We start from the raw sequence: 25,724 nt of genomic DNA, 5'->3' as shown, positions 1-25,724 counted from the left end.
GATCCGAGGTATCCACGCTCAAGAACTCGTCTTTTGCCATTTTTCGCGCAGTCTAGCAGCCCTGCAACGGAGGCCGAAAATCTCGACGGGCCCCACGGCGCGGCGCCGGGGCTACTCGGCGGCGTCGAGGTCGTCCAGGGCCTCGGCGCCCCGCTTCGGGTCGGCCGTGATGCGCGTGACCCAATCGAGACACTGTCGCTCGGTCATGGCCCTCGCGCTCGTGTCGAAGACGAGCGGCGCCACGGCGAACGCCTCGAGCTCTTCGTTGCTGATTCTCCCCCGCTCGTGCATCCGGTGCAAAATGCGGCGGACGTGGCGGTCTGCAGATGCCGACAGTGCGCCCCGACAGTAGTGCACATACCGGCGCTTCGGGCTTGGCAAGATCGACGAGAAGTAAGCCGCCTCGAGGGGGGTGAGCTCGGCTGCCGATTTCCCGAAATAGTGTCGGGCCGCTGGCCCGATGCCGAAGAGCCTGGGCCCAAATTCGATCGCGTTCAGATAAAGCTCGAGGATGCGCTCTTTGCTGAGAACCTGCTCGAGGTGCCAGACCAGAAAGAGCTCCTGGAGCTTCCGCGACAGCGTCTTTTCCTGGCTCAGCAACAGGTTTTTCACCATCTGCATGGTGATGGAGGAGGCGCCCTGCCGAAAGCGCCCATTCGCAAGATTGCGCTTCAGCGCCGTCCGAAACTCGCGGGTCGCGAAGCCCTGGTGCTTGAAAAACGAGGCATCTTCGGTGGTGAGAAACGCGCTGACGAGATGCGGAGACACCTCCTGGTAAGGAACGAAATCACCACTGTCCGCCCCCACCACGAACATGAGCTCCTGGGGCTCATCGCCCTTTTCATCCCACGCGGGCGGCACGGTGACCACCTGAGTGATGGGCATGTCGGGGTCGGTCAGATCGGCCACCTCGGGCGGCACCTCCGCCACGCGGCAGCCCCCGATGCCCACGCTGCCATCAAGCGCAACCGTCTCGAGGTCTGCATAGTCGACGTGAGTGGACAGATGCGCCTCGAACGAACCCTGCAGAGAAAACCCTTGAAGCCGAGGCACCAGCGCTTTCGGAAAGCTGCCGAGCAATTTCCCACAGGGGATCTTGGGCACGTCGAGCGTGAAGGACAGCTTGGGCACCCAGGGCCACGAGTGTCCATCGGGAAAACTGACCTGACCGGGAGCCAATTCGATACGCCCCGCAAGGCGTCCCACGAGGTCCGCAAGCTGCCCTTCGACCAACTGCAGGTCGAGCGTTCGGGTCTTCGTATCGAGCCTCGTTTCCAACTTGAGGGCGAGCGAGAGATCCTCCACGGGATCCGGCGCCAGCGCCGGGTGGAAGATGTCGAGGTGGGCGATGTCGAGGCGGCCTTCCACGGCAACCGCCCCCTGATCGAGCGCAAGCTTGAGCGCCCCATCCACGCTCGTGCGGGCCGGGGCGCGCACCGACGGCGGCAAAATGTCCTCGATCTTGTCGAGGGTGAAGCGCTCCGCGCGCAAAGCCAGCTGACCCGACGAGCTTTCGAGGGACGGGCCCACCACCACGTGGCCAACCGCGTTCCACAGGCGCTCCCGCGAGCCTCCGTAGCTCCCGTGAAAAGCCAGCGAGACCTCGCGCGCCCCGGAGCGCACGGGCTTCACCTCACCCGAGATGCCGCTCAAGCCGAGCGTGGGCAGCGCCTGCAGGTAGCCGTCTTCAATCGAAACCGAGGGCATGCCCTTGGGGCGTAGGCCTGCAAGGGCCACCCGGAGCTCGAGAGCCTCGGCCCCGAAGCCCCCTGCCCCCCGCCCGAGTCCGGGCACGAGGCCCGACAGGTCCCCCGCCACGTTGGCCAGCTCTACCCGGGCCTGGGCGCCGGCGATGATCTCGGCTTCGATGCGCTCGGCGGCGAACCGGGTCCAGTCGTCGCGCCCGATGTGGATCCTCCCCCGATGGACGGTGAGCGCGGTCAGCTTCGTGTCCCTGGAAGCGGTGGGGCCCAACGCTTCGACGGGTGCGCTTCGCTTGCGGCTCAAGGCGCGCAGCTCGGCAAGCGACCGCGCCTTCAGCTCGGGCGCTTCGATCTCGATCGTGCCTTGACCCCACAGAGCGCCGAGCGGCACGACCACCTTGGCGACGGTGATCGTGGGACCAGGCGCCGTGCCCAGGGTCAGTCCCTGGAACGTCAGGGCGGTCACGCCCGCGCGGGCACGCGCCACCGACAGGGGCAGATCCAGGCGCGCCTTCACTTTGGCGGCCAGCACACGCGTCGCGATGATCCCGCCCACGGCAGGGTAGGCGGCCAGGGCGGCAAGCACGAGCAGCGCCAAGGCGCCGGGCTTCCAGTGCTGTTTCGCCAGCGACGGGAGGGTCGCCTTCGGCTTCGGGGTCTCTGCGCGGTGCGAAGCGCTCACGGTCTGGTGATTGTATGCGCGAGCGCGGCCCGGCAGGCAATGCACCTCGACGACGAAAGATGACGAAGGGTGTTTCAGGCGGCCTGGGCCAAAGGCAGCGCGTCCCCGCAGAGCTCTTCGGCCAGCCGACGGCGCGCATGGTGCAAGCGGCTCATCACCGTGCCGATGGGACAGCCGGCTTTCTCGGCGATCTCATCGTAGCTGTACTCCTCGAACTCGCGCAGCGACAGGGCTTGGGCATGCACCGGCGAGAGCACTTTCATCGCCGTCCGCACTTTGTGGTTCGTTTGCTTCGTCGCGAGCAGTACTTCCGGCGTCTCCTCGTGAGAAGGTTCGTAGGAGGCAATCGGTTCCCCGTCCTCGTTTTCTTCGCGCACCTCGCTGCGCACCTTCTCCCGGCGCAAGAGATCCAGGCTGCTGTTCATGACGATGCGGTGGATCCAGGTAAAAAACGAAGCACGCCCCTCGAAGCGCGGCAGATACCGCCAGACCTTCGTCATGGCGTCCTGAACCGCATCCTCGGCGTCGCTCGGGTTGCGCAGCACCTTCATCGCCACGGCGAGCGCGCGGGGCCGGGCCTCACAGAGCAGCCGTTCGAGCGCCTTGTTGTCGCCCTTCTGGGCGCGCACGATCAGCGTGTCGGCGGGGCTGCTGTCAGGAATCGAACAGTTAGAAACACTATGCGAAGTTGTGTGATTCGACATCATGGCGAAGGGGATTTGCAGGCGGCATGCCGAGGTTTGGGTCGTCCCCCGCACCTACGGGGGCACCATGTAAGACCCGTGACGGGAGCCCCGGCGGCCGGGTCACGAAAAGGCGCGTATATTTCCCGGGCCGCTCATGCCGACCCGCGACGGAACTGGAGAATTTCTTGCCCGCGCCCGCGTGCGCGCCCGCGCTGCTGCAGCGCTGCGCGTTTTCGCCCTCGCGGCGGCGCTCCTCGTCTTCGTGCTCTTGGGCCTGGCCTGGGCCGCTCACCGCATCGGCCCGGCGGCGTACTGGCCCACCGTCACCACAGGGGTGTTGCTGGCAGTCACACTGGGGGCGGCGTTTTTCGGGGTCTTCCGGCCCTGGAGGCGGTTGAAATCTGACACCGCGATCGCGCGGCTCGTGGGGGTTCGACACCCACCTTTGGCGAGCGATCTGCTCTCGGCGGTGCAGCTCGAGGGGCTGGTGTCTCCCGGGGAGGCCCCCGCGTCCCAAGCGCTCGTGAAGGCCTTTCGAGACCAGGTCGCCGGGGCGGTGGCGCACCTCGACCTCCGGCAGGTCGTCTCGTTTCGTCCGGCGCAACGCGCCATGGGGCTCGCGGCGGGGGCAGCCCTCGTTCTGGCGGTGGGGATTTGGCTTTCGCCCGAGGGGCTCCTCCACGGCCTGGGTCTGCTCACCCGTACCCCTACCCTCTACGAGGGGGCTGCGGTGTCGGACGAGCCCCTGGTCGGCGACCTCGTGCTCACCTACCACTACCCCGCGTATACGGGCCTGCCGCCACGCACGGTCGAAGGCGCCACGGGCGACGTCCAGGGGTTGCGTGGCACCCGCATCGATCTCGACATGCGCCCCCTGCGCGACGCGCGTCGGGCCTTGTTGTTCTTCGGGGAAAACGGCGAACGCGGGCCTCTCGAGGTCGCGATCGTGGATGGACATCTCCGGGCGTCGTTCGTGGTGGCCGAAGCCGACCGCTACCGTGTCTGGCTGGCGCCTCTGCTCGGTCGGCCCGTGCGCGAGCGGCTCGGCCACCGGGTCGAGGCCGCGGCCGATCAACCGCCCACCGTGGACATCAAGGCTCCCGCCGATCGGCTCGAACTGCCTGCACCTCGCCCCATCGAAGTGGGCTTCGCCGCGACGGACGATTACGGCCTTGGGCTCGTGGAACTCGTTTACCGGGTGGGAGGAGGACCCGAAAAGCGCATCACGCTCCAAGACGGCGCCGGCAGCCGGCAGGCCCAGGGCACGACCACCTGGGACCCCTCCTCCGAGGCTCTGGTACCCGGGGTGCAAATCGCCTACCGGATCGACGCCCACGACACCGACACCGTGTCGGGCCCGAAGGTGGGCTCGTCACGCACGCTCTTCCTCGTGCTCGAACACCCCCGCGAGAGCTCCGACGAGAGCCTCGAATCTCAACGCTATGTGCTCGAGCGCCTCATCGGCGTCCTGGCCGATCGGCTGGAGGCGACGGACGGCAGCCGCTCAGAGGTCAAGTCGCGCAGTCCTTTGCAAGAATGGCAAGCCTTCCAAACCGCGCACGAAGACGAAACCGCCCAGGTGGCGCTGCTCGCAGGGCTCGTCGACGAGCAGCGCCGCGAGGGGGGGGGCCAGCGAAGGCCTGCTCGAAGCGCTCTCGAAGATCGCCGACCGGCTCAACCGTGAACTCCGTCACGAAAGCGCCGCGCTCCAGAAGCTCCGCCCCCAGGTCGACCAAGGCCGCGGAGAGTCCCTGGATCTGGGTCCCCTGCGGCGGCTCGCCCCCGACCACGTCGCCACGCTGGAGGACGTGGTGTTGGTGCTCGACGACCTCATCGGACGCCAGCGGCTCGAAGACCTGGCGGGGCTCGGCGAGCAGCTCACGCAGGCCTACGAGCGTCTGGCAGACCTACTGGAACGCTACCAGAACACCAAAGACGAGGCGCTAAGCGAGCAGCTACAACGAGAGATTCAGGCGCTCCAGCGCCGCATGGCGGAGATGGCCCAGAAGATCGAGGCCGTCAAGGCCCGCAACGAGGTGGGCACGGAGTGGCAAAACATGCCGGACATGAGCGAGGCGATGAGCAAGGCGCAGACCATGCAGGACTTGCTCGACAAGGGCGACTCCGCGTCGCTGTCGCAGGCGCTCGCAGAGCTTGGAGATACGCTCCAGTCGCTCAAGCAGATGCTTTCACAGAACGCCGACGACTTCACCGGGGATCGCTTCCCGAAGGAAAGCCGTGCGCAGGCCGAGCTCACGAAGAAGATGGCCGAGCTCGAGGGCGACGAGCGGCAGCTCGCGGCAGATACGGGCGAGTTGGCCAAGGAGCTGCAACAGGCGATGCAGGATCGGCAGCGCAAGGAAGTTGCCGCGCGCATGCAAGCCCTGAACGACAAACTCGAACGGCTGCGAAGCGAGCTTCGCCAGCCCGTGCCCCGGCGGCTCGGCGAGCAAGCCGCCGAGAACCAGGCCCAGGCCCAGGCGAGAGCCACGAGCGCCAAACAACTGCTCTCGCAGGAGGACGTGGTGCAGGCCCACAAGGAGATGGACGATCTGAGCCAGGCGCTGAATCCGTTGGCCCGTCAGGCCCAGGCCCGGGCCGCGAAGGAGCAGCCCGGGGGCACCATCGCCCGCTTTGCCGAGCGCATGACCGGGGCCCAGCAGCTAGCGCAAGAGATCACGAACGAGCTCGCACAGCTCACGCCAGCCGGCGGTCAGGTGGCCTCGCCCGCACAGCGACAACGCGCCGAACAAATGGGAGAGCGCCAGAGGGCCATCGCCGAACGAACGCGCGCCTTGGCCGCCGAGGCACAAGAGGGGGGCGGCACCCCGGGTCTCTCTGACGCCGCGAAGGGACTCGAGGACGTGGCTGGCCAGATGCAGAAGGCCCTCGGCGATCTGCAAAGGGGCAACGCCGCGGAGGCGGAAGCGAACGAAAAAGCCGCGGCGGACCGGTTGGCCCAGCTTCGAGACGGGCTCAAAGGCGAAAAGATGGCCCGCGGCTCGCGCAGCCAAGAGCCGGTCCGCATCCCGGGCGCCGACGATTCGAAGGCCCCGAAAGCGTGGCGCCAAGAGCTGATGGAAGCGATGAAGGAAAAGGGGCCGGAGCCCTTCCGTGACGCCGTTCGTCGCTACTACGAGGAGCTGGTGAAATGATCTTGGTAGCGCTCACCTTGGCGGCCCTGTGGGGGGCGTCGGCGCCCGCGCCCTTGCAATCCACCCTGCCCGGGCCCCCAGCGCCGCCTCTGCTCTCGGCCGCGGGCGCGCACATCGAGGCGCTCTACGATGCCTGGCAGTTCGCCGAGGCCGATCAGGCCCTCGCCGCCCTGGCCACCACCTTGCCCGGGGCCGCCGAGGTGTCGTACCTGCAAGGCTATCAAAGCTTCCTCAAAGGCGACTACGACGCCGCCACGAGCAAGCTACACTCTGCCCGAACGGCACACCCCGAAAACCGTAACCTGGAGGGCCTGTACGCCCTGGCGAAAGCCGCGCGGGACGCTGTGGACGGGCACCTGGAGAAGCGCTCGAAGCACTTCCGCCTGCGCTTTCCCCCCGAGGACGAGCTGATCGCTGCCTACGCGCTCGAGACGCTCGAAAGCGCCGCCGCCCAGCTCGAGACCGATCTGGGTTTCGTCCCCGTCCATCCGGTGACGGTCGACATCTACAGGGGTGCGGCAGATCTCGCGGCGGTGTCACCGCTTTCCGAAGCCGAGGTGGAGCGCACCGGCACGATCGCACTTTGCAAGTGGGCACGCCTCATGGTGACGAGCCCGCGCGCCCTGCGCTTCGGGTACCCCTGGATGGACACGCTCTCGCACGAGCTCGTGCACTACGCGGTGTCATCGCTCACCCGCGACCAGGCGCCCGTGTGGCTGCAAGAGGGACTGGCCAAGTTCCTCGAAAGCCGCTGGCGCCGCGCACCCGGCGAGGCGCTGGCTCCCAGCAGCGAGCACCTCTTGGCGAAGGCCCTGGCCAGCAACAAACTCATCACCTTCGAGGCGATGCATCCGTCGATGGCCAAGTTGCCACGCGCGGAAGACGCCGCGCTGGCCTTTGCGGAGGTCGCGACAGCCGTGGCCTTTCTGTTCGACGAAGGCGGCATGCCCGCCGTCCGCAACGCGGTGGAGGCGGTGGGCCGGGGCACCGACGCCCGTGACGCCGTGGCCAACGCCTTGGGGTTGCCTTGGGCGAAATTCGACAAGAGGTGGCGGGCCTACATGAAGAGCCGCAACTTCAAGACCTATCCCCATCTCGACCCGGTCACCCGAAGTTTTCGGACGAAGGCCGCGCTTGCCGCCAAGCGGGCCCCGTCCGAGGACGAAGCGCTCGGTGACCTCGGCGAGCTCGGCAAGGATCGCGCGGAACGCTACCTGCGCCTTGGCAACATGCTTTTGCTGCGCGACCGGCCGCGCGCGGCGGCCCTGGAATACGACCGCGGCGCGAAGCTGGCAGGCCCCGGCCATTGGCTCTTTCCCGTGAAGCTTGGCCGCACCTACCTCGCGTTGAACGAACCGGACAAGGCCCTCGAGGCGCTGGGAGAGCTCCGCAAGCTCTACCCTGAACTGCCCTGGCCTCATCTCATCGCTGGACAGGCCCTGCTGAAAAAGGGTGACGCAGAGGCCGCGCGCCTGGCGCTCGAAGCCTCGCTCGCCAACAACCCGTTCGACCCCGAGCTGCACTGTGCCCTCGCTGCGGCCTACGGCAAGCTGGCCACCGGCGACGAGCTGTGGACCGCGCGCCGCGACCGCGCCGGAAGCGCCTGCAACGACATGGGCGCCAAGCGCCCGGCGCCCTGACCCTAGCCGACGGCAGAGCCGAACCGACCAAAAGGTCGTGACGGATTCGGCAAGAAAGCGCGCGAGGGCGCCCCGCGGCTTTGCGGGGCCTAGCCCGGCGTGGCATCCTCGACCCCGTGTCGGACGCTGACAAAGCCATTGGCCCTTCGCCGGTGGCAGTTTCTCCTGGAACGAGCCCGCCGGGGCCGGGTGCCGCTCCCGTAGGGCCCCCCACAGGGGGCGTGCTCGCCCGTCCGGTCGTGCCGGGGGGCGTGCCCGCCATCGCCCCACGGACGCCCGTCCCCCCCCTGCGCCGTGCCACACCCACGTCGGGCGGCCCCGGGGCCGTTACGGACGTGGAAGCGGCCCGCCACCTCGCCGAAAGCCGACGCCGCCTGTTCCAGGAGATCGGCAAGCGCATCGTGGGCCAAGAGGACGTGATCGATCATCTCCTCATCGCCTTGTTCGCACGGGGTCACTGCCTGTTCGTGGGTGTGCCGGGGCTCGCAAAGACCCTCCTCATCCAGACCCTGGCCGAGGTGCTCGACCTGTCGTTCGGCCGCATCCAGTTCACCCCCGATCTGATGCCTTCGGACATCACGGGTTCCGATGTGCTCGAGGAAGACCGCACCACAGGGCGCCGCGTGTTCCGCTTCCTCAAGGGCCCTGTCTTCGCGAACGTGATCTTGGCCGACGAGATCAACCGCACCCCTCCCAAGACCCAGGCCGCCCTGTTGCAAGCGATGCAGGAGCGGCGCGTGTCGGCCGGTGGCACCACGTACGACCTGCCCGATCCGTTTTTGGTCTTCGCCACGCAAAACCCCATCGAGCAGGAGGGCACCTACAGCCTTCCCGAAGCCCAGCTCGACCGGTTCATGTTCCAGGTGGACGTGAGTTACCCCTCCGAAGAGGAGGAGGTGCTCATCGCCGGGCAGCTTTCGGGCGTGCGCCGGTTGCCGCTGCCCAAACTGCTGTCTCCCGCGCACATCATCGAGCTGCAAGAGCTGGTGTTGCGGGTGCCTGTCGCCGACCACGTCCTGCGCCACGCGGTGGCGCTCAGCCGCGCCACACGTCCCGGCTCGCAGGGCACGCCTCCCTTCGTGTCTCGCTACGTGTCTTGGGGCGCGGGGCCTCGGGCGTCGCAGAACTTGGTCCTTGCAGCCAAGGCCCGGGCAGTGCTTCACGGTCGCTACGCGGCTTCGGTCGACGACGTGAGGGCGATGGCCACGCCCGTGCTGGTTCACCGGCTCGTGCCCAACTTCCACGCCCAAGCCGATGGCATGACGGCGGGCGAGCTGGTCAGGCAGCTCCTGGAGGTCGTGCGGCCTGCATGAGGCACGCACGGCCGAAGCGAACCCGTTCCCATGGCGGGCGTGAACGCTCTTGATCCCGGTGAACTGGCGCGGCTGTCGTCGATGACGCTGCGGGCCCGGGTGATCGTGGAGGGCGCCTTCGCAGGGCTTCACCACAATCCGAATCTGGGCGCGGCGATCGAGTTCGCCGAGCACAAGGAGTACAGCCCCGGAGACGAGATCCGCCGCATCGACTGGAAGGTCGTCGCGCGCCAGGATCGCTACTACGTCAAGCAGTACGAAGACGAGACGGAGATGCGCACCCTGCTGGTGCTCGACGCCTCGGCTTCGATGGGCTACGGCCGGGGCCCCGTGTCGAAGCTCACGTACGCAGGGTACCTGGCGGCCGCCCTCGCCTACCTCACCGCGCGCCAGGGCGACCCCGCCGGGCTCATGGTGTACGACGGGCACCTGCGCCGCTACCTGCCGCCCAGCAGCCGGGGCGGCCACGTGCGAGAACTTTTGGGCGTGCTCGAGGACGTTACGCCCGCAGGCGAGACCCAGCTCGCCAGTGCGCTCGAGCGTGTCGCCGATCTCGCGCAAAGGCGTAGCTTGGTGGTGGTGTTCTCCGATCTGCTCGACGCCGAGGCCCGCGAGACGGCCCCCCGCACCCGCGAGTCAGCCGTGGGCCCGGCGGCCGAAGCACTCGCCCAGCTGGCGTTGCGCGGACATGACGTGGTCTTGTTCCACGTGCTCGACCCCGACGAAATCGATCTGCCTTTCGATGACCTCACGCAGTTTTTGGCGATGGAGCCCGGCGACACGCGCAACGTGGTAGTGGACGCCAACGAGCTCGGCGCCTCCTTTCGCCGCGAGTCGGAAGCGTTTCGTGCACGCTGGCGACAAACTTGTCTTCAAGCAGGCATCGAGTACCGCCTGGTCACCACGCAGGAGGCGCCCGCCCAGGTGCTGCGAACCTTCATCGGTGGGCGGCGCCGCAAAGGTTGACAATGGCACACCTGGAGCCTGCGATGAAGCGCATGCGCACCCCGGCCACCCTGTTGCGGTGAGGCGAAGAAGACGTCATGGGACTGCTCGCGCCTTCCTTGCTTCTGGGCCTCGTCGCCGCCGTGGTGCCTTACCTCATCCACCGCCTCGGCCGTCGACCGCCGCGTCCTCAGCCGTTTGCCGCCATGGAGCTCTTGATGGCGGCCGAGCGGCGCGTGCGCGCCCGCCACCGGTTGCGTGAGCTCTTGCTCCTCATCCTACGCACGGGGGTCGCCGCCGCCTTGCCGCTCGTGTTCGCGCGTCCCTTCGTTGAACGAGCCACCGACGCCCCCGCGCTCGCGCTGGCGCCTCAAAGCGCGGTCTTGGTCCTCGACGACTCGGCGTCGATGCAGCGGCGGGTGGGCCGCAGCACGCCCTTCGCGCTGGCTCGGGATCGCGCCCTGGCCATCACCCGCCAGATGACCACGGGCTCCGCTTTGGCCGTGGTGCTGGCCTCGGAAGGCAATCACGCCCCCATCGCCGAGCTCACGATGGAGAAGTCGCGCGTGAGCGAGGCCCTCGAGCAGGCGAAACCCACGGCCCGCGTGGCGGACTTCTCGGGCGCCGTCCGGCGCGCGGCCACCATCCTGACCAGCGCCTCGCATGAAGAACGCCGCATTTACGTGCTCACGGACGCTCAGGCAGCAGGTTGGGGCGAAGGCGCGTTGCACGGTGGCGAAGGGGCGCCCGAGCTTGCCGTTTTGGACGTGACCAAGGGCGCATCTTGGAAGAACCGGGCTGTGGTGGACCTCGAGGCCGAACCCCTGGCCGAAGGGGGCCCCACCGCCGTCGCGATCACCGCAACCGTGGCCGACTGGGGGCACGAAACCGCAGAGACCATCAACCTCACCCTGAAGCTGGACGGAACCGTGGTGGCCAAGGGCACGGCCGAATTGCCTGCCGGCGGCCAGGTCCGCAAGCGCTTCGTGCACACGCTCGGGGAAGCGGCTTCGGGACTGCACGAGGTGGAGGTGAGCGTCGAGGAAGACGACTTCCCGCTCGACGATCGCCGCTACGCCTCCTTGGCCATGCTGCAAGCGCTGCGGGTTTTGTTCATCAACGGCGACGCCCGCACCGTGCGCAACGAGGACGAGGGCTTTTTCCTGGAAAGCGCGCTGCAAAGCGCGGGCGCGGGCGTCTCGGTCACCAGTGTGCTGCCAGACGAAGCCGCCGAGCTGGATCTGGCGAACTTTGGCGTGGTCTTCGTGGCCAACGTGGGCGAGCCTTCGGAGGCCCTGGCGCAACGTTTGGCAAGCTTCGTCAGCAAGGGCGGCGGTGTGTTCTTTTCGACGGGAGCCCACGTCAACGCCGACGTGTGGAACAGCCGCCTCGGGGGGCTTCTACCGCAGCCCGTGGGCCTCATCCGCACCGCGGCCACTCAGGACCAGGCCCCCGCGGGGGAGCTCGTCGACAACCGCCCCGCCGAACGCCTTGCGCCCCTCGACCGCCGGCACCCCCTGTTGGCGCAATTCACGACAGGCGAGGACGGCCTCGCGTCCGCGCGGTTCTACAAATACACGCTGCTCGAACCCGTGCCCGACGACAACCGCCACGTGGTCCTCCGTTTCGAAAGCGGCGCCCCAGCTCTCGTCGAGCGCGTGGTGCCCGCAGGCAGCCGCCGCGGTCCTCCCGGACGGGTCATGCTGCTGGCCACCACGATCGACCGGGAGTGGGCCGACCTCGCCATTCGGCCTGGGTTTTTGCCCCTCATGATCGAGGCCACACGCCGTCTGGCCGGCGCACCCGAAGGGGTGAACGGCGCCGATCTGCTGGTGGGGCAAGCCCAGACGCTCAGCTATCAGGGCGCCGAAGAGTCACTCGAGGTGAGAAAGCCGAACGGCAGCACGTGGGTCGCTCACCGACGCAACCAGCCAAGCGGACGGAGCGTGCGCTTCACCGAAACCCTGCAGCCGGGCGTCTACCACGTGCGTGTGGGGACCGGGGCCGACGAGGCCCGGCTCGAAGACCCCAACCGTATCTTCGTGGTGAACCTCGACACGGCTGAATCGAATCCCACCCGGCGAGACCCCAAACCGCTCACGGGCGGGGCGGCGGAGAGCGAGGGCGCGCGGCCTCTGCACAAGGTGCCGCTGTGGCATGCATTGGCCATGGCGATCATCTTGCTGCTTGCGGCCGAGTCACTCGTGACGTTTCGCCGCCGCGGCCCGGCACACCTTTCGCCCCCGAGCCCCTGAAGTCCTCGCGAGCCGACGTTTCGCCAGCGTTGTTGCGGCGTAAACACGCTTGCGCTAAGAACGCGCTTTCCTACCCCCCATGGGCACATCCTCCCCCGGCAAAGCCCCCGAGCAGGTCGAGTCCGTCGCCATTCGCTTCGCTGGCGATTCGGGCGACGGCATGCAGCTCGTGGGAACGCAATTTACGTCCACCACGGCCCTCGCCGGCAACGACCTGGCCACGCTGCCAGATTTTCCGGCCGAGATCCGCGCACCCGCCGGAAGCCTCGCGGGCGTATCCGGATTTCAGATCAACTTCTCGAGCAACCCAGTGTTCACCGCCGGTGACCTGCTCGACGTGCTCGTGGCGATGAACCCCGCCGCCCTCGCGCGCAATTTGAAGGATCTGAAAGAGGGGGGCATTCTCATCGCCAACAGCGAGGCGTTCAACGCCAAGAATCTGGAACGTGCGGGATATAGAGAGAACCCCCTCGACACGGCCGTGGTCTCGGCCTACCGCCTGTTCAAGGTCGACGTCACGGCGCTTACCTTGGCCTCCGTGCGCGCGTTCAAGCTCGACCACCGCGCAGCCACCCGGTGCAAAAACTTCTTCGCGCTCGGCCTGATCTACTGGCTGTACAGCCGCAGCATGGACGCCACCGTGCAATGGATCGAGCGCAAGTTTGGCGACAAAGTCCTGGGTCAAGCCAACCTCGCAGCACTACGGGCCGGCTACAACTACGGCGAGACCACCGAGATGTTCGATCACGCCTACGAGGTGCGCAAAGCGGCGATCACCCCGGGCAAATACCGCAACATCTCGGGCAACGAAGCGCTCGCGCTCGGCCTCATGGCCGGCTCCGAACTTTCGGGGTTGAACCTCTTTCTGGGGTCGTACCCCATCACGCCCGCGAGCGACGTGCTCCACATGCTCTCGAACATGAAGGCCCTCGGCGTGCGCACGTTCCAGGCCGAAGACGAGATCGCCGCGGTCTGTGCCTGTCTGGGCGCGGCCTACGCGGGCGCGCTGGCAGCCACCACCACCAGCGGCCCTGGCATGGCGCTCAAGGCCGAGGCCATGGGCCTCGCCGTCATGACCGAGCTGCCCATGGTGGTGATCAACGTGCAACGGGCAGGGCCCTCCACGGGCATGCCCACGAAAACGGAGCAAGCCGACCTCATGCAGGCCATGTTCGGGCGCAACGGTGAATCCCCCTTGCCCGTGCTCGCCGCCCGCACACCGGGCGACTGCTTCCACGCCGCCATCGAAGCGGCCCGCATCGCTGTCACGTACATGACGCCCGTGGTCCTGCTCACCGACGGCTATCTCGCCAACGGCGCCGAACCCTGGCCCGTACCCAACATCGACGCGATGCCGCGCTTTCCCGTCTCCTTCCGGACGGACACCGAAGGCTTCAAACCCTACCTGCGGGACGCCAGCCTCGCCCGCCCCTGGGCGATCCCAGGGACCCCCGGCCTCGAGCACCGTGTGGGTGGCCTCGAGAAGGACAACGGCACCGGGAACATCAGCTACGATGGCGCCAACCACGAGGCCATGTGCCGCCTGCGTGCCGAAAAGGTCGCCCGGGTGGCAGACAGCCTGCCGCCCACCGTGGTCGAAGGCGCCCAGGAAGGCGACCTTCTGGTGCTCGGCTGGGGCTCGACCTACGGTTCGATCTCCGGCGGCATTCACAAGGTCGCCGCCCGTAACTTGAAGATCGGGCACGTGCAGCTGCAGCACATCAATCCGCTGCCGAAGGACCTCGAGCACATCATGAAGCGCTTCAGGCGCGTCATGGTTCCCGAGCTCAACCTCGGGCAGCTCGCGATGATCTTGCGCGCGCGCTTCCCCGAGACCACGATCCATAGTCACACGAAGATCCAGGGCCTGCCGTTCCGCGAGAACGACATCGCCAAGGCCATCATCCAGCTCCTGGAAACGAACTAATGCCCACGCAAAGCGCCTACCCCGTCGTCGAGCATACCGATCCCGCGGGCCAGACCAAGCAGGACTTCACGTCCGACCAGGACGTGCGTTGGTGCCCGGGGTGCGGTGATTACTCGATCTTGGCCCAGGTGCAGAAGCTCATGCCCACCCTGGGCATCCCGAAAGAGAATTTCGTCTTCGTGAGCGGCATCGGCTGCTCGAGCCGGTTCCCGTACTACATGAACACGTACGGCATCCACAGCATCCACGGGCGTGCGCCCGCCGTGGCCACCGGGATCAAGGCCGTGCGCCCGGACCTGAGCGTGTGGCTGGTCACAGGCGACGGCGATGGACTTTCCATCGGCGGCAATCACCTGCTCCACGTCCTGCGACGCAACGTCGACGTGAAGATTCTTTTGTTCAACAACCAGATCTACGGCTTGACCAAGGGCCAATACAGCCCCACGTCGCCGCTTGGCAAGAAGGCAAAATCGACCCCGCTCGGCTCGGTGGACTATCCGCTCGATCCGGTCAGTGTGGCCCTGGGCGCTGGCGCTACGTTCGTGGCCCGCACCGTGGACACGAACGTCAAGCACATCGAGGCCACGCTAAAGCGGGCCGCTGCGCACAAAGGCTCGGCCTTCGTCGAGATCTACCAGAACTGCCCGATCTTCAACGACGCCGCCTTCGATTTCCTCACGGACAAGTCTCAGAAGGAAGACAACGAACTCGTGCTCGAGCACGGCAAACCTTTGCGCTTCGGTCCAAACGGGGGCCGGGGCATCGCGCTCGACGGCAGCCTCACCCCGCGCATCGTGGACGTCACCACGGAAGGCGAAGACAAACTGCTTCGGCACGACGAAACCAACGAAATGGTCTCGCTCGTGGTGAGCCGCCTCAAGCACCCCGCCTTCCCGGTTCCCGTCGGCGTGTTCCGCGCCGTGGACCGCCCGAGCTACGACGTGATGATGAACGAGCAGGTCGAAGCCGCTTCGCAGGGCAACAAAAAGTCCCTCCAGCAGCTCATCGACGCGGGCTCCTGGACCGTGGCCTAGACGCTTCGCACGGCCCGGGGGCTCAGCCCTCGGCCCGTTTGGCGAAGGCGCCGGCCAGGGCCTTGTGGGCGGGCGTACCCACGACGGACGGCAGCAACGCGCCCGGCAGGGGCAGATCGACAGATACAGTTCGTTTGAACACCTGCACGCGCCCCGCCGCCTCCTCCACACGCGCGCGCACCTGGCTCGAAGCCTCAGCCGCACGCACCAGAGCCTCGTAGGCCTCCACCTGCCGGGACTCGGGGCCGCGCATGAGAAAGTGGTCCACGCCGGCGTTCAAGGACTCCACGATCAACTCCTCCGTACCGAAACGATCGGCCACGGCCTTCATCTGCAGATCATCGGAGACCAGAAGCCCCGTAAACCCGAGTTCGCGCCGTAACAGGTCGGTGGCAATGCGCTTCGACAAGGTGGCCGGACGCTCGGCATCGAAGGCTGGGTACACCACGTGTGCCGTCATCAGCGCTTCGCACCCGGCGGCTATCGCGGCGGCGAAGGGGAAAAGCTCGACGGCACGCAGGCGCGCCTCGTCGTGCGTGACCACGGGCAGATCCAGGTGTGAATCGACATCCGTGTCCCCGTGACCCGGGAAGTGCTTGCCACACCCGGCCACCCCCGCTTTGCGCAGGCCCCGCCAGAACGCCAGCGCGGCCTCGATCACACCCTCGGGCGTCGTCGCGAAGGCGCGGTCGCCGATGACGGGGTTTTGGGGATTCGTATGCACGTCGAGCACAGGGGCCAGGTTCCAGCCGATGCCCAGCGCCGCGAGCTCTTCCCCCACGAACCGTCCGAGCGTCTCGATGCGCGCCCGATCGGGCTCGGCCCCGACCACCTGCATCGGGGGCCATTCGGTGAGCGGCGCGCGGAGGCGTTGCACCCGCCCCCCCTCCTGGTCCACCGATACCACCAACGGGGGCCCTTCCTTGACCCCACGCCGCAAGCGCCCCACCAGGGCCGCCACCTGCTCGGGCGAGACCACGTTCGGGCGGAAGAGCATCACCGCGCCCACCTCTCGAGCCGCCACGCGCGCCATGAGCGACGCCGGGGGTGTCGTGCCCTCGAAGCCCACGGAAAACAACTGGCCGCAGAGGCCGCGAACGCCGTGCGTAGTCACGGGCTCCATCATATGTCATCCTGCGCCGCCTGCGGGTCTGCGTGCTAAGGTCCGCACACCTTCCGGCCCTCGCCGCCATGATCAAAGTCAAGCGGATCAACCACGTCTCCATCGCCGTTCCGCAGCTCGCCGAAGGCCGCACCGCGCTTGCGCTTCTCGGCCTGCGGGCAAGCTCCGACGAGCACGTGGCCGAGCAGGAGACTGACACGTGCTTCCTGCACAGCGAGGAGGGCGAGACCGCGATCGAACTCATCGCCCCTGCCGGAAACGCCTCGCTCGGCCGCTTTCTCGATCGCCGCGGCCCCGGACTTCACCACGTCTCCCTCGAGGTGGAAAACCTGGCTGACACCCTGGTTCACCTCAAGGCCGCCGGCGTGGCCCTCATCGACGAACGCCCCCGTGTGGGCGCCCACGGTCACCTCGTGGCCTTTCTTCACCCCCGCGCGACAGGCGGGGTTTTGTTCGAGCTTTGCCAATGCGACTCAGGAGACACCTCATCGTGACGTTTTCGGATTCCCCCACACCGGCCCGCCCTCGCCGGATGCCTTTTGCGGGCCGCGCTTTCGGTGCTTTGCCCGTGAGGTTCGCGCTCGGGTTTGCCGTGGCCGCCCTTTCCGCCGGGGAGGCGCTGGCCCAGTACGGTGGCCCGGGCATGATGCCGGGCATGCCACAGGGCCATCGCCCCGGTACCGGGGGTGGGGGCGACGACGGGCGCCCCGAAGGTCCGGCCGAGGCTGCCCCTGATGCGGACCGCGACGACGACGAGCTCGCGCCCCTGGCGCCGATGCTCGAAGCGGAACGCCGCCGCACCCAGCTCGTCGAGTTGGATGGCTACTTCCGCTTCCGCACGGATTGGTTGCATCAGCTGCACCTCGGCCAGGGATATGTCGTGCCTGACGGGCAAGCAGAGCCCGATGGTACCCCGCCCTTCCCGACGCCGCTCGAGTGCGGCCTCGTGGCCGGCAAGTGCGGCACGAAGACCTTGGGTTCCGCGAACCTGCGGCTTCGTCTCGAACCCACGGTCAACGTAAGCGATCAGGTCCGCGTGATGGCGCAGATCGACGTGCTCGACAACACCATCGCCGGCTCCACCCCCGATTCTCTGGTGCAGACGAATCGGCTGGCTCAGGGCACGGGCGCCGCACCCCTCCCCGTTCTGTACAACACGCAATACCCGCCCGACGTGGGCCGCAACGGCTGGGGTTCGAGCGTGCAGGCCAAGCGGGCCTGGGGAGAGATTGACAGCGAATTCGGCAGCATCCGTTTCGGCCGTATGCCCTGGCACTTTGGGCGGGGGTTGATGTTCAACAACGGAAACTGTCTCGACTGTGACATCGGTACCACCGTCGATCGCGTCATGGCGCTGTCGATGCTGTGGGGACACGAAGTGGCCGTGGCCTGGGACTACGGCGCTCAGGGCCACACGTCCAACATGAGCACCCTCGGCGTGCAAGATCCCTTCGGTACGCCCTTCGACCTCTCCCAAAAAGACGACGTGTTTCAGCTCATGGCGGCTCTTTCCCGCCGCGACGACCCCGAACGCTTCCGCTTCAAAGCCGCCCGCGGCGAGCTGGCGCTCAACTACGCGGCCCAGCTCGTGTACCGCAACAACAGCGGCGCCAGCCGCCCGCTCGAAACCGACACGGCAGCCAACCCCGAGACGCCCACCGATGGGCAGGCCTTTAGCCCCGGCGAACTGTCGCGGCCGGAGGTCTACGTACAAAACGTAAACGCGTACGTCTTCATCCCCAGCGTCTGGTTCAAGCTGGGCTGGCGCGCGTTGACCGTAGAGTTCGAGGCTGACGCCATGCTGGGCAAGATCGGAAACCCCGGGGACCTGAACGTCGACAATCGCTCGCTCTCCATCCAACAACTGGGATGGGTGTTCGCCAGCGACCTGGCGCTCTTCAAAAACGCCCTCTACCTGGGCCTCGAAACGGGTGGCGCCAGCGGCGACCGCGCTGAACCCCAGCTGGGGAACGGCAACAATACTTATCTTAACTACCGATGGCGTCAGGTCCAGCAACAGGCGGGGGACAACAACCTCACCAACTTCCATTTCTCCCCCGACTACCACGTCGACCAGATCCTGTTCCGCCGCATTTTCGGGACCGTGACGAACGCCATCTACGTCAAGCCCCAGATTGCCTACTGGCTCACGATCGCCGAACAAAGGCAACTCGGACTCACTGCCTCGGTCATCTACAGCGCGGCGGCCGTTCGTTTGGGAACACCGGGCGACGCACGGAACCTGGGCCTGGAGATGAACGTGGGCCTGACCTACCGGAACCCCGCCGATCGTTTTTTCGCAGGGCTTACGTGGGCCGTGCTCTGGCCGTTTGCGGCTTTGAACCGACCGTCCAATGAGAATGACCAACCCTGGCCCCGCGGCACCCTGGAGGATGCCTCCAGTGCACAAGTGATACGCGGGTTCCTCGGCATTCAATTCTAATCGCGACGTAGGGGCGCGGATGAACGCGCCCCTATTCACAAGCCTTTGGGCCTTGCCCGGGGACACCGCGGCCAAGGGTGGCTGGGACCCTGGAGCTGCCAACGGATGGGTGCCTTCCCTGAGCGACTCATCAGAAGGCAGCTCACATACCCGTCCGCTCGGTCGCGGACAGCCCCTTTCCCCTTCTCTCGGGCTCCCCAGTGTCCCTTCACCGACTGTGCCTCGTTCTCGTGCCTCTCATTCCTTCGTGGTATCCGGAGAGGTTCCAGCGACCCGCGTTCGTTTGTTGGCCCTTACGGCAGACCATCGAACGCAGAAAAGGCCCCTTGGCAGCGCCTTGGGGCCTTTTTGAGCGCCGGTCAGGGGAAGCCCGTAACCACGCCGTAGTCAGTGCGACCGTTCAGTGGTGAGCTGAACCCTCGCCTGCTGCGCTCTTGATGATGACCGTTCCCGGCTTCTGCGGTCCGCCGTTAGGAAGCATTCCCGTGTTTCGGAACATGAGGTCCCCGAAAGTAAATGCCATCATGACCCCCACAAAGAGAATCGACACGACGAAGATGAGCCGGTTCACCGGGCCTTCGTCCCACAGGTGCATGAAGAAGAGCACCACCAGGGTGGCCTTGATCGTGGCCACCACCATCGCCACCACGATGTTGAAGGCCCCGAAATCCATCTTGGCCGTCCACACCGTCACCCCCGTCAAGACCAACAGCGCCACGAACACCTTGACGTAGCCGCCAATGCCGTGGTCGTCATGACCTGCGTGTTGAGCCGTTTGATTCGCGTTGGACACGTTACGTCACTCCGCCTTCAGATGAGGTAAAGCAGCGGGAAAAGGAAAATCCACACCAGGTCGACGAGGTGCCAGTAGAGAACACCCAACTCCACGCCGACGTAATTCTTCGCATGGTAACGCCCCTGCTGCGCACGCACGGCCAGGATTGCGAGAATCGTCATGCCCACCACGACGTGGAAGCCGTGGAGGCCCGTCGCCAGGAAGTACACAGCGAAGAAGATGTTCGCTCCCGGAGCCTGAAGCCCCTCGAACGTGTACCATTTGCCGGGCAGCGTCCCCTCGTGGAACTTGTGGGCGTACTCGAAGTACTTGATGACGAGGAACGCCCCCGCCAGCACGATCGTCACCCACAGAAGAGCCACGCCCTTCTTGACCTGGTCCACCTTGATCGCGTGGTAACCCAGCGCCGCCGTGAAGCTGCTCGTGATGAGCACCACGGTGTTGGTGGCGCCCATCGGGATGCTGAGAAGATCAGCGCAAGCCTGGTAGGTCTCCGGGTAAAGCCAGCGGTATACCGTGTAGCCCAGGAAAAGCCCGCCGAAGAGCAGGACTTCCGTGGCCAGGAAGAGCCACATGCCCAGCCGGGCAGCGTAGCTCTGTTGTTCGATGGTCTCGAAGTGATGCGCGAGATACGGATTGTGGGAGTGTGCCTCAGACGACGACATGCTCCACCTCCTCGCCTTTCTGGCGGTACGTGTAAGGATCCTCGTCCACGACAGGGGTCGAGTCGAAGTTGTGCTTGGGTGGCGGAGAAGGCGTCTTCCACTCGAGGCCAGAAGCACCCCAAGGGTTATCGCCGGCCACCTTGCCGTACTTGATGGCGTAGACCAGGTAGATCAGGATCAGCAGGAAGCCGAACGCCAGAAGGCTCGACCCTGCCGTGGAAGCCACGTTCAGCCCCTGTGCCTCGGGCGAGTACATGTAGTAGCGACGTGGCTGCCCCATGTTTCCCAACAGAAACTGCGGGATGAAGGAGGCGTTGAAGCCGAGGATGATGAGGCCCGCGGAGAGCATCGCCCAGCCTTCGTGATACATGCGGCCGAACATCTTCGGGAACCAGTAGTGCAGCGCGGCCAAGAAGCCCATCAGCGTCGCGCCCACCATGATGAAGTGGAAGTGCGCGACCACGAAGTAGGTATCGTGCCAGTGCACGTCGAGAGACACCGACGAGATTGCGACCCCCGTCATGCCACCGAAGACGACGAAGAACAGGAAGCCACACACGTAGACGAAGGGCGCCCGCACAGCGATCGAGCCGCGGTACATCGTACCCACCCAGTTGAATACCTTGATCGCGGTAAACACACCCACCAGCATCGAGATGATGGCGAACGCACCGGCGTCAAACTTCGACTGCCCCGTCACGAACATGTGGTGACCCCAGGCGAAGAAGCCCACGAAGGCGATTCCCAGGGACGAGTAAGCGACCATCTTGTAGCCGAACACGTTCTTGCGCGAGAAGACCGAGACGACCTCACTGATGACACCCATGCCGGGCAGCACCATGATGTAGACCGCGGGGTGGCTGTAGAACCAGAACAGGTGCTGGAATAGAACCGGGTCGCCGCCCTTGCTCGGGTCGAAGAAACCGAAGCCGAAGAGGCGCTCGATCGCCGTGAGCACTGCGGTCAGGCCCACCACGGGGGTCGCCAGCACCTGGATGATGCTGGTCGCGTACGTTCCCCACACGAAGAGCGGCATCCGCATCCAAGTCATCCCCTTAGGGCGCATGGTGTGGATGGTGACGATGAAGTTGAGTCCCGTCAGGATCGAGGAGAACCCGATGATGAAGACGCCGAACAGTGCCGGGGCCAGCGAGGCCGGCGTACTGAGGCTGTACGGAGCGTAAAAGGTCCACCCCGAGTCCACGCCACCTGCCACCATGCTCCAGACCATGAGCAAAGCGCCAGCGCCGTAGACATAGATGGACATCAGGTTCAGGCGCGGGAACGCCACGTCCTTTGCGCCCAACATCAGCGGCAGGAAGAAGTTGCCGAAGATGGCGGGTATGGCGGGAATCATGAAAAGGAAGATCATGACCACGCCGTGCAAGGTGAACACCCGGTTGTAGGTGTTCGGGCCCATGATGGTCTCATCGGGCGTCAGGTGCTCGATGCGCAGGGCCATGGCCAAAATGCCACCCAGCAGGAAGCCCACCAGGGTCAGCACCATGTACATGATGCCGATGCGTTTGTGGTCCAGGCTCAAGAGCCAGGACTTGATTCCGAGGTCCGCGTTCCAGAAGGAGACCGCGGGCAGTTTGAGTTCCTCGCCGGGAGCTTCCTCGGCGACAGCGTGATTAGCGTTCGAGTGGGCCATAAGCAGGCTCCTTAGCCTTCAGGTTCTCCAGCCGATCAGACCGAAGAGACTTGATGTATTCAACCAGGGCCGCAGTCTCGGGAGCCGAGAGCTTGCCGCGGTATGAGGGCATGACCTCCGCGTACCCCTTCACCATCTTCCGGTAGGGATCCATCATCGATTCCGTGAGGTACCCCTCGTCAGCCACCAGGGTTTCCCCGTTGGCGAGTTCCGTTTTCCTCTTGTAGAGGTCGACCCAGGTCGGTCCGATGTGTTGAGTGCCGTCGATCGTGTGACACTTGAAGCAGCCTTGAGCCGCCGCAACGCGATGTCCGTACGAGATGAGGTCGCCGCGGAACTCCGTGCTCGAGCCCTCCGAGCTGCTGGCGTCCTGCCGATCCTCGAGCCCCACGCGCTGCCGGTCGAGCCAGGCGTCGTAAGCCGAAGGTTCGAGAACGACCACCTCGCCGATCATCTGCGAGTGCCAGGTTCCGCAGTACTCCGTACAGAAGATGTTGTATCGGCCCGGCTTCTTCGCCTCGAACCAGGTCTCACTGTATCGCCCCGGAACCACGTCCTGTTTAACGCGGAACTCGGGCACGAAGAACGAGTGGATGACGTCTCGGCTCGTCATGAGCAGACGCACGGGCCGGTTCGCCGGAACGTGCAGCACGGCGTTCTCGTTCGGGCCGTCGGGATGCGCAAAGTGCCACATCCACTTTTTACCCACGACGTATACGTCCATTGTGTTCGGAGGCGCCGTCTGCAGCCAGACGAAGTCTCGATAGCCCACGAAGGCCCATGCCAGGAAAATGAGCAGCGGTATCGATATCACCACTGCCTCGAACTTCCCGCTTGGCTCGACCACGGGGGTCGAAGCCATGGCCTTCTTCTCTCTGAACCTGAAGAAGAAGTACACCGCAACCGCCCCCACGCCGAACGAGGCGATGAAGGTGATCAAGATGACCACGTAGTGCAGGGTATCGACGCGGGTCGCGAACGTGGATGCCTGTTCCGGCAGCCACAGCAGGCGCCGCATCAGCTCATTGAAAAACTCGATCATGCGGTCCTCCGCTGGCGGCGCAGCTGAAGCTCTCTCCGCCACAGAACGGCCAGCAAGCTCGCCAACGCGGCGAAGCTCAGGAAGGCGCCGATCCGGACGAATCCGAAGGCAAAGGGGGTATATTTATGGGTCATTGGGTCGTATTTGAAGCAGGACAGCAGCACGCGATCGAGCGTCGTCCCCACCCGGCCCCCGCTCGCCTCCACCAGCGCGAACCTGAGGTCGCGTGGCTCGAAGTCGACGCCGTAGAGATAGCGGGAGATCTTCCCTTCCGGCGTGAGCACGAACGCCACCGCCGCATGCGCAAATTGCTTCGACTCCTCATCGTAGATGTAACGGAAGCCGACGCTATCGGCCAACTTCCGAGCCGGCCCAGAGCTGCCGTCCGGCGCTGTCTCACCCTTGGGCGTGAGGACGAAGGGCCAATCAGAGGTTCGAGATTCTCCCAGGTGACGCAAAAGGCGGCCCTGGTTGGTGTTCGCAGACTTGGGGTCGTCGCTCGGGTCGATGCTCACAGCGAGTCCCAAAAAGTCCCGCCCCAGCGATAGGCCCGCCTTCTTCAGACCCTTGCCCAATCCCTCGTGAACAAGGTTGCAGAGCATCGGACATCGGAAGTAGCCGAGCGTAACCAGAATCGGTTTTCCGTGACCCAGGAGGTCCCCAATCCGAACCGGTTTGCCGTTCCCGTCCAAGAAGGAAAGGTCGGGCGGCACGGTCTGCCCCAGGTTTTCGATGGGCTCGATGTCCTGCGACTTGACGTTACCCTCTCCCCCCCCGATCACGGGCACCGAGCGGTAGTGGCCGTTGTAGCCGCTGGCAAACACGGCAACCGGGAACGAGATCCCAACCACAGCCAGGAGGGCAGAGAGCAGAGGGCGAGCGAACGCCCGGAGGCGTCTATGTGTCGCCAGGGCCGTCACTGAGTGAGTCCTCCCTGAGGCGCGGGCGTCGGCTTGGCTGAGGGAGTCACGACAGGCGCAGCACCGCCCGGAGCTTCCGGAGTGGCCTTGGCGGGCGGCGGTATCAGTTCGGGGTTCGCCATCACCTGCTGGATCGTGAGGCGTGGCACAGACGGTTCATGAGGCACGGCGGCGTTGGCCTGGCCTACGGCGACACCTGCATTCGCTTCTGCGATCGCTTTCCGCATCCCTACGTCGATGGGCAGCTGTACGCGTCCCTGCGCGCGGTCTGCCCAGCTGTATCCCGACAGCCGTTTGGCAACCTGCGCCTTCCAGGTCGGCAAACGATCGTCTCCGTCGTATTCGACGAAGTCGACGATGCCAATTTCCTTCTGGCCGAGCAGGGGAGTTGGATTCGGCATTCCTTCGGCAGCCATCTGCTTCTCGTCGTGCGACAAGATGAGATAAGCCACCACGGCTGAAAGCCCGAATACGACCAGCGATGTGATGCCAACCGAGAGAATGAGCTTCGTGTTGACGCCCGCAGAGGCGTCTTCCACGGTGGGCTCGTGATGCACGGTAGGATTTCGAGAGTCACTCATGGTTGCCGGTACCTCAACGAAACGTTCAGGAACGGATCCTTGACGGGCACGGTGTAGTGGCCGCGAATGCGCCAAATGGCGAACGCCACAGCGAGGCCACCCACACCGAAGAAGGCCGTGAACAGGGACCAGTGAATCGTGGCCTGCTCTTCACTCAGGTTGGGGAAGATCAGCCAGTAGAGATCCACGAAGTGGACGATGAGAGCCCAAGCTGCCATCGGCGCGAGACGACTTGGACTTCGCTTGCGCGAGCGAGACAGTAGGATGAAGAAGGGCAAGAGAAAGTGCCCCAGCACCAGGAACAAGCCTATTCCGATCCACGGCGCCTTCATGCGTAGGATGTAGAACGGCGTTTCCTCCGGGAGCCCGGCCATCCAGATGAGCATCATCTGGGAGAAGGCGATATACCCCCAAAAGGCAGTGAAGGCGAAGAGCAGCTTGCCCAGGTTATGGAGGTGCTCGGGGGTCACGTAGGCTCCAAACTGGTCCTTACCTCGCGCCTTGGCGCTGAGGAGGATCAGGATGGCGAAGGTGCAGAGCATGCTGCCCGCGAAGTAGTACACGCCGAAGATGGTCGAGAACCAGAGCGGGTCGAGGCTCATCAACCAGTCGAAGGCGGCAAACGTCAGCACGAAGGCCATGAGCGGAATGGCGCCCGTACCAAGCTTGCGGGCCTTCCCCGTCAGCGCGACGTCACCCGTGGCGTCCTGGCGGGTGGACCAGCCAAACAAGAGCTGGGAAATCACGCCGGCAATGACGAAGTAGAGGATGCCCCGCACCACGAAGAAGCTGGTGTTCAGGTAGCCGTGTTTGTTGTGGACCAGGTGGAGTCCGTGTTCGCCGAACTTCTCCACAGTGGGCTCGACCCACGGAAAAACGCCCTTGAGCACGAAGGCCAGCGGGAGGAAGAGCACCAAGAAGATGACGACGGTGGTCGCCATGGTCTCGAGGGGCCGACGCAGGACGGTCATCCACTTTGCGCGGAACGCGTGGAAGATCATCAGCAACAGGAGCGACGTCAGCCCAATGCCAGCCCAGTAAGAGAACCCCAGCAGGTACCCGAACTGCGCAGCCTTGGATCCCGAAAACATGGCCGCGACGGTCGCAACCGTGCAGGCGACACCCACGGAGGCTCCGGCCTTCATCCACCCCGCACCGCC

The 25,724-nt window shown here is 65.6% G+C and carries 20 protein-coding genes; 10 read left to right on the top strand and 10 right to left on the bottom strand.

Annotation, left to right across the window (positions count from 1 at the left end):
• Positions 1-111: 111 nt before the first annotated feature.
• Both KA712_16755 and KA712_16750 read right to left on the bottom strand, forming a co-directional pair.
• The gene (locus tag KA712_16755; GenBank protein MCG5054615.1) at positions 112-2,385 is read right to left on the bottom strand and encodes a transglycosylase domain-containing protein; all 2,274 of its coding nucleotides are present in this window, start codon (positions 2,383-2,385) and stop codon (positions 112-114) included.
• Between the two features lie 74 nt (positions 2,386-2,459).
• Positions 2,460-3,014, bottom strand: coding sequence for a sigma-70 family RNA polymerase sigma factor (locus KA712_16750; protein MCG5054614.1), 555 nt, complete (start codon positions 3,012-3,014; stop codon positions 2,460-2,462).
• A gap of 211 nt (positions 3,015-3,225) precedes the next feature.
• Between KA712_16750 and KA712_16745 the strand changes: the two genes are divergently transcribed.
• The 8 genes from KA712_16745 (at position 3,226) to KA712_16710 (ending at position 15,340) form a co-directional block, all read left to right on the top strand.
• Positions 3,226-4,755, top strand: coding sequence for a DUF4175 domain-containing protein (locus KA712_16745; GenBank protein ID MCG5054613.1), 1,530 nt, complete (start codon positions 3,226-3,228; stop codon positions 4,753-4,755).
• A 127-nt stretch (positions 4,756-4,882) separates the two neighbouring features.
• Positions 4,883-6,226 (top strand): hypothetical protein, encoded by a 1,344-nt coding sequence (locus tag KA712_16740; protein ID MCG5054612.1) that lies wholly within the window; start codon positions 4,883-4,885, stop codon positions 6,224-6,226.
• Complete coding sequence (locus tag KA712_16735; protein ID MCG5054611.1) at positions 6,223-7,866, top strand: hypothetical protein; 1,644 nt, start codon at positions 6,223-6,225, stop codon at positions 7,864-7,866. Before KA712_16740 ends, KA712_16735 begins: the two co-directional genes overlap by 4 nt.
• A gap of 287 nt (positions 7,867-8,153) precedes the next feature.
• On the top strand, positions 8,154-9,179 hold the full coding sequence (locus KA712_16730) for a MoxR family ATPase (protein MCG5054610.1): 1,026 nt from the start codon (positions 8,154-8,156) through the stop codon (positions 9,177-9,179).
• Positions 9,180-9,218: 39 nt separating this feature from the next.
• Positions 9,219-10,145, top strand: coding sequence for a DUF58 domain-containing protein (locus KA712_16725; GenBank protein MCG5054609.1), 927 nt, complete (start codon positions 9,219-9,221; stop codon positions 10,143-10,145).
• A gap of 77 nt (positions 10,146-10,222) precedes the next feature.
• Positions 10,223-12,379 (top strand): BatA domain-containing protein, encoded by a 2,157-nt coding sequence (locus KA712_16720; protein ID MCG5054608.1) that lies wholly within the window; start codon positions 10,223-10,225, stop codon positions 12,377-12,379.
• A gap of 79 nt (positions 12,380-12,458) precedes the next feature.
• Entirely contained in the window at positions 12,459-14,306 is a 1,848-nt protein-coding gene (locus tag KA712_16715) for a 2-oxoacid:acceptor oxidoreductase subunit alpha (GenBank protein MCG5054607.1), read from the top strand.
• A complete protein-coding gene (locus KA712_16710) occupies positions 14,306-15,340 on the top strand; it encodes a 2-oxoacid:ferredoxin oxidoreductase subunit beta (protein ID MCG5054606.1) in 1,035 nt (344 codons plus the stop codon). The genes KA712_16715 and KA712_16710 overlap by 1 nt, the downstream gene beginning before the upstream one ends.
• Before the next feature lie 22 nt (positions 15,341-15,362).
• Here the strand turns inward: KA712_16710 and nagZ are convergent, their stop codons facing one another.
• Positions 15,363-16,454, bottom strand: a complete 1,092-nt coding sequence (gene nagZ, locus KA712_16705; GenBank protein ID MCG5054605.1) for a beta-N-acetylhexosaminidase — start codon at positions 16,452-16,454, stop codon at positions 15,363-15,365.
• Positions 16,455-16,531: 77 nt separating this feature from the next.
• Here nagZ and mce point away from each other — a divergent pair, with 77 nt between their 5' ends.
• Entirely contained in the window at positions 16,532-16,957 is a 426-nt protein-coding gene (mce, locus tag KA712_16700) for a methylmalonyl-CoA epimerase (protein MCG5054604.1), read from the top strand.
• Positions 16,958-17,031: 74 nt separating this feature from the next.
• Positions 17,032-18,906, top strand: coding sequence for a TIGR04551 family protein (locus KA712_16695; protein MCG5054603.1), 1,875 nt, complete (start codon positions 17,032-17,034; stop codon positions 18,904-18,906).
• A gap of 400 nt (positions 18,907-19,306) precedes the next feature.
• Here the strand turns inward: KA712_16695 and KA712_16690 are convergent, their stop codons facing one another.
• Genes KA712_16690 through KA712_16660 form a run of 7 tightly spaced genes read right to left on the bottom strand, consistent with a single transcriptional unit; the run spans position 19,307 to position 25,709 of the window.
• Positions 19,307-19,699, bottom strand: a complete 393-nt coding sequence (locus KA712_16690) for a cytochrome C oxidase subunit IV family protein (protein MCG5054602.1) — start codon at positions 19,697-19,699, stop codon at positions 19,307-19,309.
• Between the two features lie 17 nt (positions 19,700-19,716).
• Entirely contained in the window at positions 19,717-20,367 is a 651-nt protein-coding gene (locus KA712_16685; protein MCG5054601.1) for a cytochrome c oxidase subunit 3 family protein, read from the bottom strand.
• Positions 20,354-22,021 (bottom strand): cytochrome c oxidase subunit I, encoded by a 1,668-nt coding sequence (ctaD, locus tag KA712_16680; protein ID MCG5054600.1) that lies wholly within the window; start codon positions 22,019-22,021, stop codon positions 20,354-20,356. Before ctaD ends, KA712_16685 begins: the two co-directional genes overlap by 14 nt.
• Positions 22,002-23,063, bottom strand: coding sequence for a cytochrome c oxidase subunit II (gene coxB, locus KA712_16675; GenBank protein ID MCG5054599.1), 1,062 nt, complete (start codon positions 23,061-23,063; stop codon positions 22,002-22,004). Before coxB ends, ctaD begins: the two co-directional genes overlap by 20 nt.
• Positions 23,060-23,983 (bottom strand): SCO family protein, encoded by a 924-nt coding sequence (locus KA712_16670; protein MCG5054598.1) that lies wholly within the window; start codon positions 23,981-23,983, stop codon positions 23,060-23,062. The genes coxB and KA712_16670 overlap by 4 nt, the downstream gene beginning before the upstream one ends.
• Positions 23,980-24,564 (bottom strand): hypothetical protein, encoded by a 585-nt coding sequence (locus tag KA712_16665; protein MCG5054597.1) that lies wholly within the window; start codon positions 24,562-24,564, stop codon positions 23,980-23,982. Before KA712_16665 ends, KA712_16670 begins: the two co-directional genes overlap by 4 nt.
• Entirely contained in the window at positions 24,561-25,709 is a 1,149-nt protein-coding gene (locus KA712_16660; GenBank protein MCG5054596.1) for a hypothetical protein, read from the bottom strand. Before KA712_16660 ends, KA712_16665 begins: the two co-directional genes overlap by 4 nt.
• Positions 25,710-25,724 lie beyond the last annotated feature (15 nt).

This window comes from Myxococcales bacterium (genome assembly GCA_022184915.1).
In the GTDB taxonomy this organism is placed as follows: domain Bacteria; phylum Myxococcota_A; class Polyangia; order Fen-1088; family Fen-1088; genus JAGTJU01.
This window is presented reverse-complemented; position numbering and strand designations above follow the sequence as displayed.